This is a genomic window from Burkholderia sp. MS455 (assembly GCF_016899445.1).
Taxonomy (GTDB): domain Bacteria; phylum Pseudomonadota; class Gammaproteobacteria; order Burkholderiales; family Burkholderiaceae; genus Burkholderia; species Burkholderia pyrrocinia_C.
Map to the genome: position 1 here is coordinate 88,262 of NZ_CP041777.1, position 15,995 is coordinate 104,256.

The following is a 15,995-nucleotide window of genomic DNA, read 5'->3' on the forward strand; positions in this document are numbered from 1 at the left end:
TCCGGTACCGGGGGCGTTGCGCTTAACCGCGCGTGTCGACCCAGTTGCGTGCCCAGCGTGTCGAGTGCTGCAGCGCCTGCGCTTCGCTCGTGAAGTAATCGAGCGAATAGAACTGGTAGCGGCCTTCGGCGCGCGAGCTATCGGTGTGTTCGAGCAGCAGGTTGGATGAAAAACTACCGTCGGGCAAACGATGCGCCGAGGGTTGGACGGCATAGCCGTTGTATTGTTGAATTCGTTTGTTCTGCATTTTAATTTTAATAATGATGTGCGAATGCGCGCGTGCCGTGCGAAATATGCACGGGTGCGCCGATTCAAAGCCATTGCGAGCTGAATCTGAAGCAGTCGGAAAGCGAAAAAAGGGCCTTGCAGCCAGAGGGGAGAATGAAGTGCAACGAGGCGTGTGGCGCTTGGCAAGCTGCTGAATAAACAGATGCAGCTAAGAGCGATCGCGCCAACTTTGGGAGACGAAGCTCCGCGAGGGTGTCGCTGCAACCCGGCGTCCGTTTCGGGAGGCCGGGTTCTTCAAACTTTACAGCGGCTGGATGTTAGCCGCTTGCAGACCCTTCGGGCCTTGCTTCGTTTCGAAGCTCACCTTCTGATTTTCAGCCAGCGTCTTGAAGCCGTCGGCCCGAATTTCGGAGAAATGAGCGAACAGGTCGTCGCCGCCCTTGTCCGGAGTGATGAAGCCAAAGCCTTTGCTGTCGTTGAACCACTTGACGATACCGGTATCCATGAAGAATCCTTGAGAAAAAAATACGGAGATTTGCTCTGTTGAAGAGCGCGTGAAGCGTCAAGGAGGGAGAGGACAACGAATACCGCCGAGGAGCGAGCAATTGATGAACAGCAATCGAACTTCTTGAACTTCGATGCACACACTAACCGCCGGGTAGTGCCAGCGTCAATAATTATCTTGTAACTGTGTTGCCGGGCGGTCCGTTTTGCGGGTGAAGCGATGTGGCCCTGCGTGGCTGCGCGCCATGCGTGGCATGGCGCGCGGGTTAGGCGGAGCGTAAGCCGGTCGGTGATTCCGAACGACCCTAAGCGGTAGTTCGCGATGCCGATCAAATGACGGCTTTCGTGTGAGAAGCGGGCACATTCGCCGGAGACGACCTCGATCGGGCGCTCGCTGCGCACGATTTCAACGTCCGTTCGGCCCCGAAGTTGTTGCGAATCCTGGATTCAGTGCGCCGTTACCCGCCGACCCGATGCGCGCCGAAGCCGCGCCGCTGCCTGCCGGCGGGGGCCGCAAACCGCCGGCCTGTTGCGAGGCTGGCGTGACTCATCCCAACGAATCAGGGTTGACGTTTGCCGCGGCCGCCAGCGAGTTTGCCAGCCGGCTTGCGTGAACCCGCAGCCGGTTTGCTGGCGGGTTTGCTGCGTGGCTTCTGAGCGCTGAATGGGTTGCCGCTCGACGAACTCGTGCCTTTCCCCGCGGCTACAGCACGCTGCGCCGCCGGCTTGCGCTTGTTTTCGCCACCTTGCGGGCGTGGTTTTTTGCCGGGCGCCTGAAGGGCGCCCGACGCAGCTTGCGGCACTTTGGGCTTCTTGGGCTTTTTGGGTTTCTTGATGATCTGCCCCGTTGCGCTGGTTTCCGGCACGCGGTGTTCGGCTTCGAAACCCGGCTCTTCTTCACGAGGCAGCGTTTGCCGGATCAGCGCTTCGATCGCGGCCAGTTGCGGCGCTTCATCGGCACACACCAGGGACACCGCCACGCCGCTGGCGCCCGCGCGGCCGGTACGGCCGATACGGTGCACATAGTCTTGCGCCACGATCGGCAGATCAACGTTGATCACCAGCGGCAGGTCGTCGATATCCAGCCCGCGCGCAGCCACATCGGTGGCGACCAGCATATTGACTTCGCCCGTCTTGAAGCGTTCCAGCGCACGCAGGCGCGCGGGTTGCGGTTTGTCGCCATGGATGGTGTCGATCGCATAGCCCGCTTCATCCAGCATGGCCGCCAGGTAATCCACGCCTTTGCGGGTCTTGACGAACACCAGCGCGTGCTCCCAGTTGTTCTCGGCCACAAGGTGCATGAAGAGGTCGGGCTTGTTCCTTTTATCCACCGGCACCACCCACTGCTTGATCTTGCTGGCCGTGGCATTGGGCGGGCTGACGCTGATATTGACCGGGCTGCGCAGAATGCCCGCCGCCATGGCACGGATATCGTCGGTAAACGTGGCAGAGAACAGCAGAGTCTGGCGCCGGGCGGGCAACGCGGCAAAGACGGTGTCGAGTTCGCGCGCAAAGCCCAGATCCAGCATGCGGTCGGCTTCGTCCAGCACCAGCGTTTGTACTTGATCGAACTGCACGGCGTTCTGGCGATTGAGATCCAGCAAACGGCCCGGCGTGGCAACGAGCACATCCACGCCTTTGCGCAACTTCATCATCTGCGGGTTGATACTCACACCGCCGTAGGCGGCCAGAAATCGTAAATCGAGGCCTTTGCCGTAATCGACAAAGCTTTGCAGCACTTGTTCGGCCAGTTCTCGCGTGGGCACCAGCACCAGAACACGTGCGCGGTTGCTGGATACCGCCGGGCCGTGTTGCACCAGCCGTTGCAACAGCGGAAGCGCAAACCCCGCCGTTTTGCCGGTGCCGGTCTGTGCCGCGGCCATGACGTCCTTGCCACCGAGCACGGCAGGAATCGCCTTGGCCTGCACCGGCGTAGGTGTCTGGTAATTGAGGTCCTGCACATTACGCAGCAAGGGCTCGATCAGGCCAAGCGAGGCAAAAGACATGGGCGTATTCCGGGCTAAAACCGCAATTCTAGCGGTTACCGCGCCGATTGCACCGTGCACATCGATGGTCAACAAGATCGACGTCGATCGCCACTGAAAAACGTAGCGGTGCCGGGCGCCGCGTGCCGCGCATCCGCATCGCCACCAACTGCCCGAAACGAGGCCGGAGGCTTGCCTGGCCATCCGTGATCGAATCTGTCTCGGTAACGAGAATCAGGAAAAGTCGAGGCGGCACGAATAGGAATGCTTATTTCGCAAGATCGTGGAACCGACAGGCGACTGAACCATGCCGGTTGCCGACAGACGCAATCGGCCGTTGCCTCTCCCTTTGCAGACCTTCGGCGCCGGGAGGACAATACCCCGGGAAATCTCGTCGGAGGCAGCGCGACATGACCAAATTTCAGCCCGATGGATGGCATACCATCACGCCTCGAATCGTCGTCCGGGATCCGGAGAACCTGATCGAATTCATCCGGACGGTGTTTCGCGCACAGGGCGAATTCCGCGCCGGGCTGCCTGCCGAAATCCGGATCGGCGATTCCGTCGTGATGATCAGCGGCGGAGACGGCCTGCGCGATCCGATGCCGGCGTTTCTATACGTCTACGTCGAGGATGCCGATTCGACCTATCGGCGAGCGATTGCAGCGAATGCGATCTCGCTCGAAGTTCCGGCCGACATGCCGTACGGCGACAGGCGCGCGATGGTGAAGGATCCATGGGGAAACACATGGCAGATTGCCACGCACCAGCTCGACTTCCCGGTTGACGAGATTCGTTCGAGGCTGGCCAACGACGGATAGCCGATGGCAGCGGTGCAGCGCGCGCTCCGAGGGTTCCGCTTTCCGTCCGCAGTTGCCCGAATTCCGCCCACGGCGCCCCGCCGGCACCACTTCGCTCGACAGCGAACGCACCGGCTGCACGCATCTTCCGCGCCCATTTGTCGCAATCGTCAAGATTCGCGTCGCGTGCAGATAAAACCTTTCCGCCGACCTCGCCGTTAACCCGTTCGTAGCCCACGCGCCGCGTGTTGCGATGCAGCGCTCGTCTTTCGTGATCCGGAATCCACATCCGCCGCCGGCCGCGCGTGGTCGGCGCAAGGGAACGTCATGCGAAAACAATTCACCATCCGTGGCGGACTCGTCGCGACCATCGCCGGCTATACCGTGCTGCTCGTGCTGGTGGTCGGCGCATGCATCGCCGGCCTCTACGTGAGCAATGGCTCGCTCGAGGCGATGTACCGCGACGACACCGCGTCGCTGCTGCACCTGAAGACCAGCTCCGAGCGGATGCTCGTGCTGCGCGAACGCATGAGCGACGTCGCGCAGATCATCAGCGCGGGCCAGTCGGGCAAAGCGGAAATCGCGCAGCTGCATGTGCTCCTCAAGCAGAGCAACGACGAACTGGACGCCTACACGCGCCTGCACGTGCGCGACGCCAATGAGCAGGCGCTGTTCGACACGCTGCAGAACCGCCGCCGCGCGCTGCTCGAGCGCGTGTTCCTGAAGGCGCTGTCGCAGCTCGACGGCGACGACGCGTTCAACTTCCTCGATACGCAGCGCACGGCGCCACCGGCGCTGTTCGCTGCGTACCAGGATGCGATCGACGCGCTCGAATCGTTCCAGGTCGCACGCGAAAAAGCCCGCTACGATGCAGCCGGTGTCAATTTCCACCGGATCGTGTGGGGGATGGCGGCGGTCGCGGTGCTTGCGCTCGTCGTCGGCTTCTTTGCGCAGCGCGTGCTCGCGAAGGCGATCATCGAGCCGATCAATCTCGCGGTCGATCAATTCGAAAAGATTTCGAAAGGCGACCTGACCGGAACGGTCGTCATTCCCGGCGCAAACGAAATGGCTTATCTGTTGAATGCGCTGAAGCGGATGCAGGACGGCCTCGTCGACACCGTGAACCAGGTGCGTGCGAGCACGGAGACGATCGTCGGCGACGTTCGCACGATCGCGAGCGGCAACGTCGACCTGTCCGCGCGTACCGAGCAACAGGCCGTATCGCTGCAGCAGGCGGCGGCGAGCGTCGAGCAACTGACGGCGGCCGTGCGCCAGAATGCGGACAACGCACGCGATGCCCGCACTTACGTCGAGGGCGCGGCCGGCATCGCGTCGCGCGGCGGCGACACGATGCGGCGCGTCGTCGAGACGATGTCCGAGATTTCGCACAGCTCCGCGCGGATCTCCGGCATCGTCGGCGTGATCGAGAGCATCGCGTTCCAGACGAACATCCTCGCGTTGAACGCTGCCGTCGAAGCCGCGCGTGCCGGCGAGCAGGGGCGCGGTTTCGCGGTCGTCGCAACGGAAGTTCGCGGGCTTGCGCAGCGTTGCGCGTCGGCGGCGAAGGAAATCAAGGATCTGATCGGCAATTCCGCGCGACGGGTCGAAGACGGCAGCGGCCTCGTCACGCTGGCCGGCTCGGCGATGGCCGAACTCGTCGCCGCGGTCGAGCGCGTGAACGCGATCATGAGCGAAACGAGCAACGCCTTCGAGGAACAGTCGTCGGGCATCGAGCAGGTGAACGCCGCGGTCATCCAGATGGAGCAGACGATGCAACGCAATGCCGCGCTGGTCGAGGAAGCGGCGGCCGCGGCGCTGTCGCTCGACGAGCAGGGTTCACGGCTGAGCGCGGCGGTCGCGCAGTTCCGTCTGCGCGACGAGGCGGTCGCATGACGTGCTGACGCTTGCGACCGCAGCCGGGTTGTCGATGTCGATTGCTTTCGCGACGTGCTGAAGACTCAGGCCGCTGCTTTCCGTACGGCGCGCGAGAGGCTGGAGTGCGTCATCGTCTAGCGGCACCTTTTCATGTCGATTCACTGCGGCGATTCGGGCAACTCGTAGTCGAAGGTGTACGAATGCTGGCCGTTATCTATGTTGATGATCATCGAGCCTGAGAGCCCCAGCAATTCTCCCGCTCCGGAATCGGGCACGACGGTGATCGATTGCTTCGGCTGCCCACGGGTCATGGTGGAGCTGTGCTGCAGGACAAAGCTGCCTTGGCGGCCACCCAGCGTGCCGTGCACGGTTTCCATCGCGACGTAGCCCGCGGAGCCTTGAACACCGCTTCGAAACGCGAGCATCTCGCCGTGGCTGACGGCTTCCAGATCGCCGTGAAATTGCTTGTCGAGCGACATGCGGCCGAGCCCGGTGTTTTCCGCGACGCTACTCAGCGATTCCGGATTCAGCTTCACTTCAAATGGACCGTTGGCCTGCAGTTTCATTGCGGATCTCCTCGTCGAATGGGAACTCCGCACTATAAGCCAATCGGGTTCCGCCGGGGGAACGGTTTGCTTCATGCGCTCGCATGGACCGCGGATCGTGTGCCGTGTCGCGCTTGCGGCGATAATCGGCATTCAGTCTTTCATCGCCCGCACCTGTGACGACATCTGCGTTTGCCCCCTTTCAGGATTTGGCCGAGACCCTGCTGGCTCACTGGAACGACGCCAACGGCGACGGCTCCCATGACACTTCGCATCTGCAACGCGTGTGGAAGAACGCGGCGGCGATCCATGCCGAGGAGGGCGGAGATGCCGAAGTGCTGTTTGCGGCCACGCTGCTGCACGATTGCGTGTCGGTAGAGAAAAACTCTCCGCTTCGGCCGCAGGCGTCGCGTCTGTCGGCGGAACAGGCCAGGTTGGTGCTGAAGTCGCTGGATTGGCCGGACGCGAAGATCGACGCTGTCGCGCATGCGGTCGAAGCGCATGGTTTTTCGGCCGGTGTTACGCCGATGACGCTGGAAGCAAAAACGCTGCAGGATGCCGACCGGCTCGATGCGATCGGCATGCTGGGTGTCGCACGTTGTTTTTATGTCGCCGGCCGGATGGGCAGTGCGCTGTATGACCCGGCCGATCCGCACGCATCGGCACGCGAGCTCGACGACACGCGATTCGCGATCGATCACTTTCGCACGAAACTGCTGAAGCTGGCGTCGGGTTTTCGGACCGCTACCGGTGCCCGTTTGGCGAACATCCGCCACGATCGCTTGCGCCGCTTTCTCGACGAGTTTGCCGACGAGATTTGATTGTGCCGACGGTGGCCTCAGATGCCGTTATTGGCCGGCAAACACGGCTCGATACGGCATACGCGGTGCATCGACGCCAAAGGCGACGCTTCAATCGCCGCCCGATTGGTAGAGCGTCTTCAACTGCGACAACTCTTCGATGAGTTGATCCTTGAGCGCTTGCGGCCCGAGGATCTTCAGATGCGCGCCGTACCCCAGCAGCTTCCGCGCGCCGTGCTCGATGGATTCGATGGGCATCAGGAACGCCTTCCATCCTGACGGCACCTCCGCGTTGCCTGCCTCCTGCAAAACCGGCGCGGTCTTGATCCGCGCATTGGCCAGCCAGGTCTCGCCGCGCGCCGATACGGCGATATGAGCGGTCAGCCGGTAAATATCGGTCTCGTACCGGCTCATTGCGTCACGCCAGTGCTGCGCCAGATCGAATCGCGCAGGGCGCTTGAAACGGCGCCGCGTCGCGCTGAATTCGCAGATATTCGCCAGCCGGAAGGTGAGTGCGCCCGGTTTGCCCACGACCTTGGCAATCAGATACCAGGCGCCGCCCTTGAGCACCAGGCCGAGCGGTTCGAGTTCGCGGCGGGACGCCCCTCGCCAGCTTCGATACTTCACTTCTGAGCCTGAGCGTGCCGCTGCCTGCGCTGATCAACGTCGCGTCCCAGTCGCGGATGAGCATGACGACGATGATCAATCGCATCGACGGCGAATGGCACCAGACCTCGGTGCAGACCAATACGCTATCGTTCGCCCAGCGCCTGTTGCCGCGCGATGTCGAGCTGGTGAGGCACGGCGGCCCGCTGAGCCAACTGCTCGACGGGCTCGGCGTATCCACCATCATGCGTCTCGATGTGGTAAAAGACGCGCAACTGGTCCTGAACCTGCCGACGCCTTTGAAGGCCTTCGATGAACCCGGAAAGCAACGTTCACGGCATGGACGCTCGCGACACGCCCGCGCCGAAGGAGCCGTCCATGACCCAGCCGACACACGATCTCGTCGTATTCGGCGCGACCAGTTTCGTCGGGCGGATTCTGACCCGCTACCTGTCCGAATACCTGTCGGGCGCCGGCGAGACGCTGCGCTGGGCCATTGCCGGCCGTTCCGAAACGAAGCTCGGGCAGGTCAGGGATTCGCTCGGCGCGGCGGGGCAGTCCGTGCCGCTCATCGTCGCCGACGCGGCCGACGAAGCGCAATTGCGGGCGCTTTGTGCGCAAACGCGGGTGGTCGTATCGACTGTCGGACCCTACGCGCTTTACGGCGAGCCGCTGGTCAGGGTCTGCGCGGAAACCGGCACCGACTACTGCGACCTTACCGGCGAGACGCAGTGGATCAAGCGGATGATCGAAAAATACGAGCCCGCGGCCCGGCAATCGGGCGCGCGCATCGTCCATTGCTGCGGGTTCGATTCGGTTCCGTCGGACATGGGCGTGTTCTTCCTGCAGCAACAGGCAATGCAACAGTGGGGCATGCCGGCCGGGCAGGTGAAGATGCGCGTCCGAACACTGAAGGGCGGCGCGTCGGGCGGTACCGTGGCGAGCATGATCAACGTCGTCCGGGAAGCCGCGGCCGATCCCGCGTTGCGCAGGGAACTGCTCGATCCGTATTCGCTGTGCCCGAAAGGGCATGGCTTTACGGTGCGGCAGCATGCGGTTCGATCGGCCGAATTCGATCGCGACTGCGACGCGTGGATCGCGCCCTTCGTGATGGCGGCGGTCAACGAGCGCGTCGTGCATCGCTCCAATGCACTCGCGGGCAATGCGTATGGCAGCCGGTTCACCTATGACGAAGCCGTGATGACCGGCACGGGCCTCAAGGGCCGTCTGACCGCGCTGACGATGGTGGCGGGCCTGGGTGCGTTCATGGTGGGCGTCGTCATCAAGCCGGTGCGCAGCCTGATGGCGCGCTTCCTGCTGCCGAAACCCGGTGAGGGTCCGAGTGCCGCGGCTCAACTGGCCGGCCGCTACGACTTGCGTTTCTTCGGCCGCACCGACGACGGGCGAAGCTTGCGCGTAAAAGTCACCGGCGACCGCGATCCGGGTTACGGCTCCACCGGCAAGATGCTGGGCCAGGCCGCGATCAGTCTTGCGCTGGATTGCGGCAGGGACGGCATCAAGACCGGGCGCGGCGGCGGTTTCTGGACGCCCGCGACGATGTTCGACGAGCGCTTTGTCGAGCGTCTGGTTCGCCATGCGGGGTTGCGTTTCGAGGTGATTTGAGCGCGATTCCTGTCCGCTATGCAGATCGGATTGCGAATCAATGTGAGGAGAAAACTTACTGTCGCGGCGGGTCGAATGGTCGGCTGCGATCCGGCCGGGGAGTCCCGGAATCATGACGATCGGGGAACTGGCGGAACGCACCGGCCTGTAGCGCGCCCCGCTGTTCCATCTGCCGCTCGGCGTTATAGGGCACCTTCTTCGCGGCGCCGGCCTGCGCATCAGGCGCGAAGGAAGCTCGCTACGGCCGGTTGCGCTTGCCTGCCCCCGTGCGAACCGCCGCTTCATCTGAAATCGTCGCGGCGAATTCGACGGCGGCCGGCATCCGGGCGTCATGCATCATCACGAATTCCGTGTCCGGCAGTTCCGGCAACCCTTCGGGCCCGGCCAGTTCGCGAAGCGTGTCGTCGATCGCACTGCGTGGCACCGGTGCGATCGCGATGCCGGCGCGCGCGAACGTGAGGATGCCGGTGACGCTCGGGCTTTCGCATGCGATCCGATAGCGCATGCCGGCCAGCGCGAGCGCCTTGATGGCGGCGCCTCGGTACGGACACGGATCGGGAAAGCATGCGAGCGGGACATCGCCTTCCGGAAGCGGCTCGTGGCGCGCAAATGCCCAGACGAGCGGTTCCTGCCACAACGTCGCGCCCTGGCCCGAGTGCGCACACCGGCTGCCGATCACGAGATCGAATTCGCCGTTTGCGTGCCGTCGAAACAAACTGTCGCCGATGTCGACCGTCAGATCGAGCCGCAAGCCACGTCGCGCGGCGCTGTAGCGGCGCATCGCATCGGGTAGCCAGCCTCCCGCGAAATCCTCCGAAGCGCCGATACGCAGCTTGATCTCGACTGCGTCGCCGGGCCCCAGCCTGGACCGGGCTTCCTCGCTCAGATTGAGCATCGCGCGAGCGTATCCGAGCAGCGTCTCGCCATGCGCGGTGAGCGTGACGCTGCGCGTATTGCGCACGAGCAGCGCACGGCCGACCTGCTCTTCAAGACGAACGACCTGGGCGCTGACCGCGGATTGGCTGAGATTCAGCCTGCGACCGGCGCCGGTAAAGCTCCGCATGTCGGCGACCGCCACAAACGTATGAAGCAGCGCCGTGTCGAGGGGATGGCTCATTGATCACCAGATCGGGTCAATTCAATCAATTAATAGCGTTTCAAAATTATAGGCCGATTCGATAGTCTGCGGATCGTAGTGGGCGGCCGCGCATCCCGCGCGTCGCCGCCACTCTTGGCGAGGACAGGCTCCATGACACGCGTGCTCTATATCGAAGGTTCACCCAACAAGGCATATTCGGCGTCCATCGAAGTGTGTCAGGCATTTCTCGATGCATACCGGCACGCACATCCCGATCACGAGATACGGAAGCTCGACATCTGGGATCTGGCGATGCCCGAGTTCGACGCAGTCGCGCTGGCCGCGAAATACGCCGGATTGAGCGGAACCGCGTTGACGCCGGAACAGGCCGCGGCGTGGCAGCAGATCGAGCAGCTCGCGGCGCCGTTCCATGAAGCGGACAAGTTCCTGTTCGGTGTGCCGCTGTGGAATTTCAGTATTCCGTACAAACTCAAGCACCTAATCGACGCGATCTCGCAGAAGGACGTGCTGTTCACGTTCGACGGTTCGGGTTTTGCCGGCAAGCTGGCCGGGAAAAAGGCGGCGGTCGTCTACGCGCGCGGGCTCAGTTACGAGTCGCCGGGTTCGTTTACGCCGGCCGCCGAGTTCGACCTTCAGCGCCCGTACATGGAAACCTGGCTGAAATTCGTGGGCGTGAGAGACATCACCGGCATTGTGGTCGAGCGCACGTTGTTCGGTCCGGACGGAAAGGTCGATCGCAGTCGTGCGATCGACGAAGCCCGCGCGATTGCGCGCGCGTTCTGAATAAGGCAGCCGCGCTTCGCACCCGGCGCGTCAGCGGAACATGCCTGACGGCCGCCTCGAAGCGCGGACCGGACACACGAATCAGCGACCGCCGCGCGCGATGGCGAGCGCGACGCCGAAGCCCACGAGCAATCCTCCGAAGGTGCGGTCGATCCAGTGACGCAGCGACAGCAATCGCTCGCGGACGGCCGTGGCGGAGAAGCAGGCGGCCACCAGACTGAACCAGCCGGCATGCGCGAACGCGATGAAGGCGCCGTAGCCGATCTGTACGATCAACTGCGTGTCGGGCCGGACTGCCTGCATGAACAGGCTGACGATGAATACCGTGGTTTTGGGATTCAGCACATTGGTCAAGAAACCGGTGCGCAGCGCCGCCAGATCGGACAGCGGCGCCACATTTGCGTCGGGTTGCCCGGTGTTGGCCTTCGTCATGAGCATCTTCGCGCCGAGGTAGATCAGGTAGATCGCGCCGACGAGCTTGACGGCATTGAAGAGCCACGGCGATTGCCGGATCAGCAGGCCCACGCCCAGCAGCGTGTAGCTCACATGCACCGTCACACCGAGCCCGATGCCCAGCGCAGTGAGCAGGCCCGATCGGCGCGACAGCATCAGGCTGTTGCGCGTGACCATCGCGAAGTCCGGCCCGGGGCTGATGACGGCCAGCAGCGTGATGGTGACTACAACTATCAGTTCCGTCATCGCGTCGTCCTTTCGATTGATGTTGTCATGGCACAATCTTAGGGACCGTATTCCATCCGGAAAAGCGATGATTTCTGACCAGAATGGTGAGATTGACTCACAACATGTTCGCACAAACCTGCCGTCGCTGATGGCGTTGCGCTGTTTCGAGGCGGCGGCGCGTCACGAGAATTTCAGCCGTGCCGCCGACGAACTGTGCGTGACCCACGGCGCGGTCAGCCGTGCGGTGCGTCTGCTCGAAGACGACCTGGGCGTGGCGCTGTTCCAGCGGCGCAGCCGCCGTGTGTTCCTGACCGACGCGGGCCGCAAGCTGGCCCAGGCGGTGCATGACGGCCTGGGGCTGATGCGTCACGCCGCGCACGAATTGCGCACCGAGGCCGCCCGCGCGCGGCGTTGGGTTCTGTCGTGCGAGCCCACGCTGTTGATGCGTTGGCTGATCCCGCGCTGGCCGGGTTTCCAGGCCCGATACGCGGGCGTCGATATCCACCTGGCCGCTGCGGGCGGTCCGTTTTCGTTCGACAGCGGCATCGACATGGCTATCCGCCGCAACGACTTTGCGTGGCCGGCCGGTTTTCACGCCGAGCGTTTGTTTGCCGAGAGGGTGGGGCCGGTTTGTCGGCCGGACAAAGTCGATGCGTGGTTTTCCAGTGGCCGCGATGGTTGTTTGTTGAAGCCGGATGCGCCGCAATTGCATACGCGGACCAGGCCGGGCGCGTGGAAGGAATGGGCGGTGGCCGCGAATCGGCCGGCGGGGAACGGGCGGCGGCAGATGTTCGATCATTTCTACTTCAGTCTGCAGGCGGCTGTCGCGGGGCTGGGGGTTGCCATCGGCCCCTGGCATCTCGTTCGCGACGATCTGGAAAGCGGTGTGCTGGTCGCGCCGATGGGCTTCGTGGAAGACGGCTCGCACTACTGCTTGTTGACACCGGAACCCGTGACGGCCGGACGCGCGCAGTCGGATCTGCTTGCGTGGTTGAAGACGATGGCTTGACGGGTGCGGAAGGATGCTCGGAGATGGTCGGCTAACGACGTACGCGATCGGCTGCTTCCGGCTGCAGATTCAATCGGTCGTGACCTCGGGCGCCTGGCCGAAAGGCGAACTTCGCGCTCGCCCGTCCGGGCCGCTGGTAAACTCGGGCGGCCAAGACAACTTTTCCCGGTCACATGAGCACTCAACGCCCCGACGCGCCTGCCAACGTCGCTCCAATGATGCGCAGGCCTTTGCGCCTTGTGTGACGAGGCTGGAATCAGAAAGCTACGCTGGAACCTACGCCAGCGAATTTCTGAAGCCGTTGCCGTTTGTTCAAGAGCAGAAATTCACCCGGAACGCGGCAGTCACGGACATTGAGCAATTCCCGCTTTCCTATCCGCCATACTCCATATTGTTGACGGAATTTCTATGCCATTAACGGTTGGCATGCTTGCCCGACGTTGCGGCATTACCGTCCGCGCGTTGCACTACTACGATCAGACAGGTCTACTGAAGCCGATCGGCCGCTCTACATCAGGCTATCGGTTGTACGACGAAGCCAGCGTGTCGACGATCAGGACGATCCAGGCGCTGCGTGGTCTGGGACTGACACTGGATGCGATCGCGCAGATGCTGCGCAACCGGCAGATCGCCCTGGCGGAAGTGATTACCGAGAGCCGGCGCGCAATCGACGCTGAACTGACAAGGTTGAATACGCTAAGCGAGCGGCTCGGGGTGCTGCAAGCGGCCTCCGATTCAGGCATGACCTGGCGTGATGCGGATTGGCCGGACACGCTCGCGTTGCTCGATCGGTATCGGGAACACTTCAACACGTCAGAAATTGCGACGATCCTTGCGCGTTGGAAGGACATGGAAGCTGCCTTGTCGGCATTGTTTGCGGACGTGCGCGACGCAATGGATCGGCATGTCCCGCCCGACTCCCGCGAAGCGCAAAAGCTCGCGTATCGCTGGCTTGCCGCCGCGATGAAATGGATGGACGGCGACATCGGTATCACGCGGCGCTGGCGGCAATTGCATGTCGGCGCGGCGCCGGCTCCCGACCATGCAGGGCTCGATCACACGCTGATCGCCTACATCGAACAGGCGACCCGTCTGCATCTGGCGGCCTGGCGGCGCCACCTGACGGAGGACGAACTCCAGCGCCTCGACAAGACGCTGTCGGCCGAATGGATCACGCTCGGTGCAGACATCAGACGGGCGATCGCTTGCGGCGCCGACAATGGAGATCCCGCCTCGCTCGCGAGCCGCTGGTACTCGCTGCTCGAACGAACGACGCGCGGCGACGTCGCGCTACGCCGCAAGCTGCAACAGGCACTGCGTGACGAGCCCATTCTGCAAGCCGGCCATCCGATCGATTCCGACGTATTCGCATGGCTGCAACGTCAGGGAGCCGTCATTGCCGACGACGGTAACGATGAGTCTGGCGCTTGACCCTCACGTGGGCGTCAGGGTTCATGCTGGCGTCTTTTCATCGGAGGAAGCGCATGAACTCCATACCTGACGAACTGAACGAGTTCCGGATCGGTGCTCGTCCCGTTCGAGCGATGCGGCTGGACGGCGGTATCCTGGCCGCGCAGGTGGGTAACGGACCGCCAGCGGTCGTCGTACTGAATGGCGGACAAGCCTTCGTCTCGAAGGCGACCCCGCGTCGGCTGCGGCGCGACCTGCGCCGCGTTGCCGGCATCCTGCCGCCCGACACGCCGTTCGTACTGCTCGGATATCCTGACAAGCCCGGCGCGCAATACCGGATCGCCGACATCGTCGCGCATATCGCGCGCGGGATCGCCGCGCATTGGCAGTGCACGACGCTCATCGGCATCTCGTTCGGAGGCGTCGTCGCGGCTCGCCTTGCGGCAGCCCATCCGGAACTCGTCTCGCGACTCGTGCTGATCTCGAGTGCGCATCGCCTGGCTCCGGACGGCTGCCGGCTGGTCGAGCAGCAAATCATTCACGCGACCCGCTCCGAGTTCGTACGCCTGCTCGATACGATGTCGGGATGCTTCCGCGCCGGCTGGCGCAACCTGCTTCTGCGCGCAGCGTTGCTCGGTCGACGCCGCAGCGTCGCGTCGTCGGTCAACGCAGGACACGTCATAGTCCGCACCCTGCGCGCGTTGCGTGACGACGCACACGACGGTTCGCCGTGGCACCGCCAGATCCGCGCAGATACGTTGATCGTCGGCGGCACCGCCGACCCGATCTTCGCCGACGCAGCGCGCGAAACGTTTGCGTGGGTGCCGTCGGTCACTCATCATGCGCTGCCAGGCGAAGGGCATATGGTGATGATCGAGCGCCGGAGGCAGGTTGCCCGGCTCGTCCGGGACTGGCTCGATCCGCGATCCTGATCTTCGCGTTCACGGCACACGTCCGGGCTCGACCGTCTCGTTGATATCCACGAGGCCAGGCCACTGTCTTGGGGATCCGTGCGTCCCCGGATTGCCGTCGTCCCCTCATGGGATTTTTGAAACGGCTTCTTCATCAGCTCCACAGGCAGGGCAGGCTACCGCCATACATCGCCGCGCGGCATGTTCGTGTCCGCATCGATCGGCTACGCGGGCGGGCGCAAGGATTCGAACAGTTTTAGCGGGGAGGGTTCGGATTACCTGAAGGGCATGGGCAACGCGCCCGGTTCGGTGATCGCGCTAGCGGCGGGCAGGCGTGTGCGACGAAGAGGGTGTCGAACTGTCGGTGACGATCGATGCACCGATCACGCACACATCGCGCGGGTTCGCCGGACACGTCGATCTGGCGGTGCCGCTGCTGCATGCGGGCAAGAATCAAATCGTCTTGACGGGAACCGCACACGCGGCGACAGGCCGTTATATGCAGCCATTTTATGGCTTGACGGATGCGCAGGCGGCGTCAAGCGGATTCCGGCCGTATTCATTGACCGGCGGATTTCATCACGCGTCGATGTCGTTCGCGTGGACGCGCGCAGTGTCGCAACATTGGTCGGTTGTTGCAACGGCCGGGATATCGAGAATCCGTGGCCGCTATGGCGACAACCCCATCGTGCAGACGCGGAGCAATTACTATGGAGGTGCAGGCATCAATTTCCGATTCTGAAAGAGGCCGGGAAATTTCCCGGCTTTTACACTGCGGTTGAATGTCACAAAGTGGCCGGCGGTCATCTGAAGTGTTTCAGAACGGGGCTTTGGCTTGGTGATCCCGAATGGGTGCCGTGAACTTTCGCGTCTGCACTTGATATTTCAGAATGCTGCCATCCGGCACACCCAACTCATTGTTGGGGATTCGATCGTGCAGCTGAATGTTGGCGGGTCGATATGACGATCGAACCTGGAACGCGCGAATGGTGGGTCTACAAGCGGGATCCGTCGTTCAACGCCCATTCATCATCTTTTTGCGTGCATTCATCGACGCGTTTGTAAACAAGGCGACCGTTAGGCTACAGTGAACATTCCCGGCACTCTTGAACCTGCTTCCTTCAAACGAAGGCCAA

At 63.0% G+C, this 15,995-nt stretch carries 16 protein-coding genes and 1 pseudogene; 10 read left to right on the forward strand and 7 right to left on the reverse strand.

Going from position 1 to position 15,995, the window contains the following annotated elements; genetic code table 11:
* Window positions 1-22 precede the first annotated feature (22 nt).
* The 3 genes from FPJ27_RS00385 to FPJ27_RS00395 form a co-directional block, all read right to left on the reverse strand.
* Entirely contained in the window at window positions 23-247 is a 225-nt protein-coding gene (locus FPJ27_RS00385; protein WP_072440475.1) for a hypothetical protein, read from the reverse strand.
* 282 nt (window positions 248-529) lie between these two features.
* Window positions 530-733 (reverse strand): cold-shock protein, encoded by a 204-nt coding sequence (locus FPJ27_RS00390; RefSeq protein WP_105392005.1) that lies wholly within the window; start codon window positions 731-733, stop codon window positions 530-532.
* Between the two features lie 559 nt (window positions 734-1,292).
* Window positions 1,293-2,738, reverse strand: coding sequence for a DEAD/DEAH box helicase (locus tag FPJ27_RS00395; protein WP_204421007.1), 1,446 nt, complete (start codon window positions 2,736-2,738; stop codon window positions 1,293-1,295).
* Between the two features lie 389 nt (window positions 2,739-3,127).
* Here FPJ27_RS00395 and FPJ27_RS00400 point away from each other — a divergent pair, with 389 nt between their 5' ends.
* Together FPJ27_RS00400 and FPJ27_RS00405 are read left to right on the forward strand one after the other, a co-directional pair.
* Complete coding sequence (locus FPJ27_RS00400) at window positions 3,128-3,538, forward strand: VOC family protein (RefSeq protein ID WP_204421008.1); 411 nt, start codon at window positions 3,128-3,130, stop codon at window positions 3,536-3,538.
* A gap of 306 nt (window positions 3,539-3,844) precedes the next feature.
* Window positions 3,845-5,410 (forward strand): methyl-accepting chemotaxis protein, encoded by a 1,566-nt coding sequence (locus FPJ27_RS00405; RefSeq protein ID WP_204421009.1) that lies wholly within the window; start codon window positions 3,845-3,847, stop codon window positions 5,408-5,410.
* 140 nt (window positions 5,411-5,550) lie between these two features.
* Here the strand turns inward: FPJ27_RS00405 and FPJ27_RS00410 are convergent, their stop codons facing one another.
* Window positions 5,551-5,958: a DUF3224 domain-containing protein gene (locus FPJ27_RS00410; RefSeq protein ID WP_204421010.1), complete on the reverse strand. Its 408-nt coding sequence runs from the start codon at window positions 5,956-5,958 to the stop codon at window positions 5,551-5,553.
* 155 nt (window positions 5,959-6,113) lie between these two features.
* On the opposite strand from FPJ27_RS00410, the gene FPJ27_RS00415 reads away from it, so the two are divergent.
* Complete coding sequence (locus tag FPJ27_RS00415) at window positions 6,114-6,758, forward strand: HD domain-containing protein (RefSeq protein WP_204421011.1); 645 nt, start codon at window positions 6,114-6,116, stop codon at window positions 6,756-6,758.
* Window positions 6,759-6,848: 90 nt separating this feature from the next.
* On the opposite strand, the gene FPJ27_RS00420 is transcribed toward FPJ27_RS00415, so the two are convergent.
* Window positions 6,849-7,364 (reverse strand): WYL domain-containing protein, encoded by a 516-nt coding sequence (locus FPJ27_RS00420; protein WP_239483151.1) that lies wholly within the window; start codon window positions 7,362-7,364, stop codon window positions 6,849-6,851.
* 2 nt (window positions 7,365-7,366) lie between these two features.
* Between FPJ27_RS00420 and FPJ27_RS36175 the strand changes: the two are divergent.
* Window positions 7,367-7,672: pseudogene (locus FPJ27_RS36175) on the forward strand (acetoacetate decarboxylase); the annotation flags it as partial.
* Window positions 7,673-7,721: 49 nt separating this feature from the next.
* Window positions 7,722-8,966 (forward strand): saccharopine dehydrogenase NADP-binding domain-containing protein, encoded by a 1,245-nt coding sequence (locus FPJ27_RS00425; protein ID WP_204421012.1) that lies wholly within the window; start codon window positions 7,722-7,724, stop codon window positions 8,964-8,966.
* 238 nt (window positions 8,967-9,204) lie between these two features.
* Here the strand turns inward: FPJ27_RS00425 and FPJ27_RS00430 are convergent, their stop codons facing one another.
* Complete coding sequence (locus tag FPJ27_RS00430) at window positions 9,205-10,083, reverse strand: LysR substrate-binding domain-containing protein (RefSeq protein WP_204421013.1); 879 nt, start codon at window positions 10,081-10,083, stop codon at window positions 9,205-9,207.
* Window positions 10,084-10,215: 132 nt separating this feature from the next.
* On the opposite strand from FPJ27_RS00430, the gene FPJ27_RS00435 reads away from it, so the two are divergent.
* Window positions 10,216-10,848, forward strand: a complete 633-nt coding sequence (locus FPJ27_RS00435; RefSeq protein WP_204421227.1) for an NAD(P)H-dependent oxidoreductase — start codon at window positions 10,216-10,218, stop codon at window positions 10,846-10,848.
* An 81-nt stretch (window positions 10,849-10,929) separates the two neighbouring features.
* Here the strand turns inward: FPJ27_RS00435 and FPJ27_RS00440 are convergent, their stop codons facing one another.
* Window positions 10,930-11,547, reverse strand: a complete 618-nt coding sequence (locus FPJ27_RS00440; protein WP_204421014.1) for a LysE family transporter — start codon at window positions 11,545-11,547, stop codon at window positions 10,930-10,932.
* Between the two features lie 67 nt (window positions 11,548-11,614).
* Here FPJ27_RS00440 and FPJ27_RS00445 point away from each other — a divergent pair, with 67 nt between their 5' ends.
* The 4 genes from FPJ27_RS00445 to FPJ27_RS00460 all read left to right on the forward strand — a co-directional run bounded on the left by FPJ27_RS00445 (window position 11,615) and on the right by FPJ27_RS00460 (window position 15,601).
* Window positions 11,615-12,538: a LysR family transcriptional regulator gene (locus tag FPJ27_RS00445; RefSeq protein ID WP_204421015.1), complete on the forward strand. Its 924-nt coding sequence runs from the start codon at window positions 11,615-11,617 to the stop codon at window positions 12,536-12,538.
* Between the two features lie 408 nt (window positions 12,539-12,946).
* Window positions 12,947-13,969 carry a MerR family transcriptional regulator gene (locus FPJ27_RS00450; protein ID WP_204421016.1) on the forward strand — a complete coding sequence of 341 codons (1,023 nt, stop codon included), beginning with the start codon at window positions 12,947-12,949 and terminating at the stop codon, window positions 13,967-13,969.
* Window positions 13,966-14,880, forward strand: coding sequence for an alpha/beta fold hydrolase (locus tag FPJ27_RS00455; RefSeq protein WP_204421017.1), 915 nt, complete (start codon window positions 13,966-13,968; stop codon window positions 14,878-14,880). Before FPJ27_RS00450 ends, FPJ27_RS00455 begins: the two co-directional genes overlap by 4 nt.
* A gap of 313 nt (window positions 14,881-15,193) precedes the next feature.
* Window positions 15,194-15,601 carry a MipA/OmpV family protein gene (locus FPJ27_RS00460; RefSeq protein WP_239483152.1) on the forward strand — a complete coding sequence of 136 codons (408 nt, stop codon included), beginning with the start codon at window positions 15,194-15,196 and terminating at the stop codon, window positions 15,599-15,601.
* Window positions 15,602-15,995: the final 394 nt, after the last annotated feature.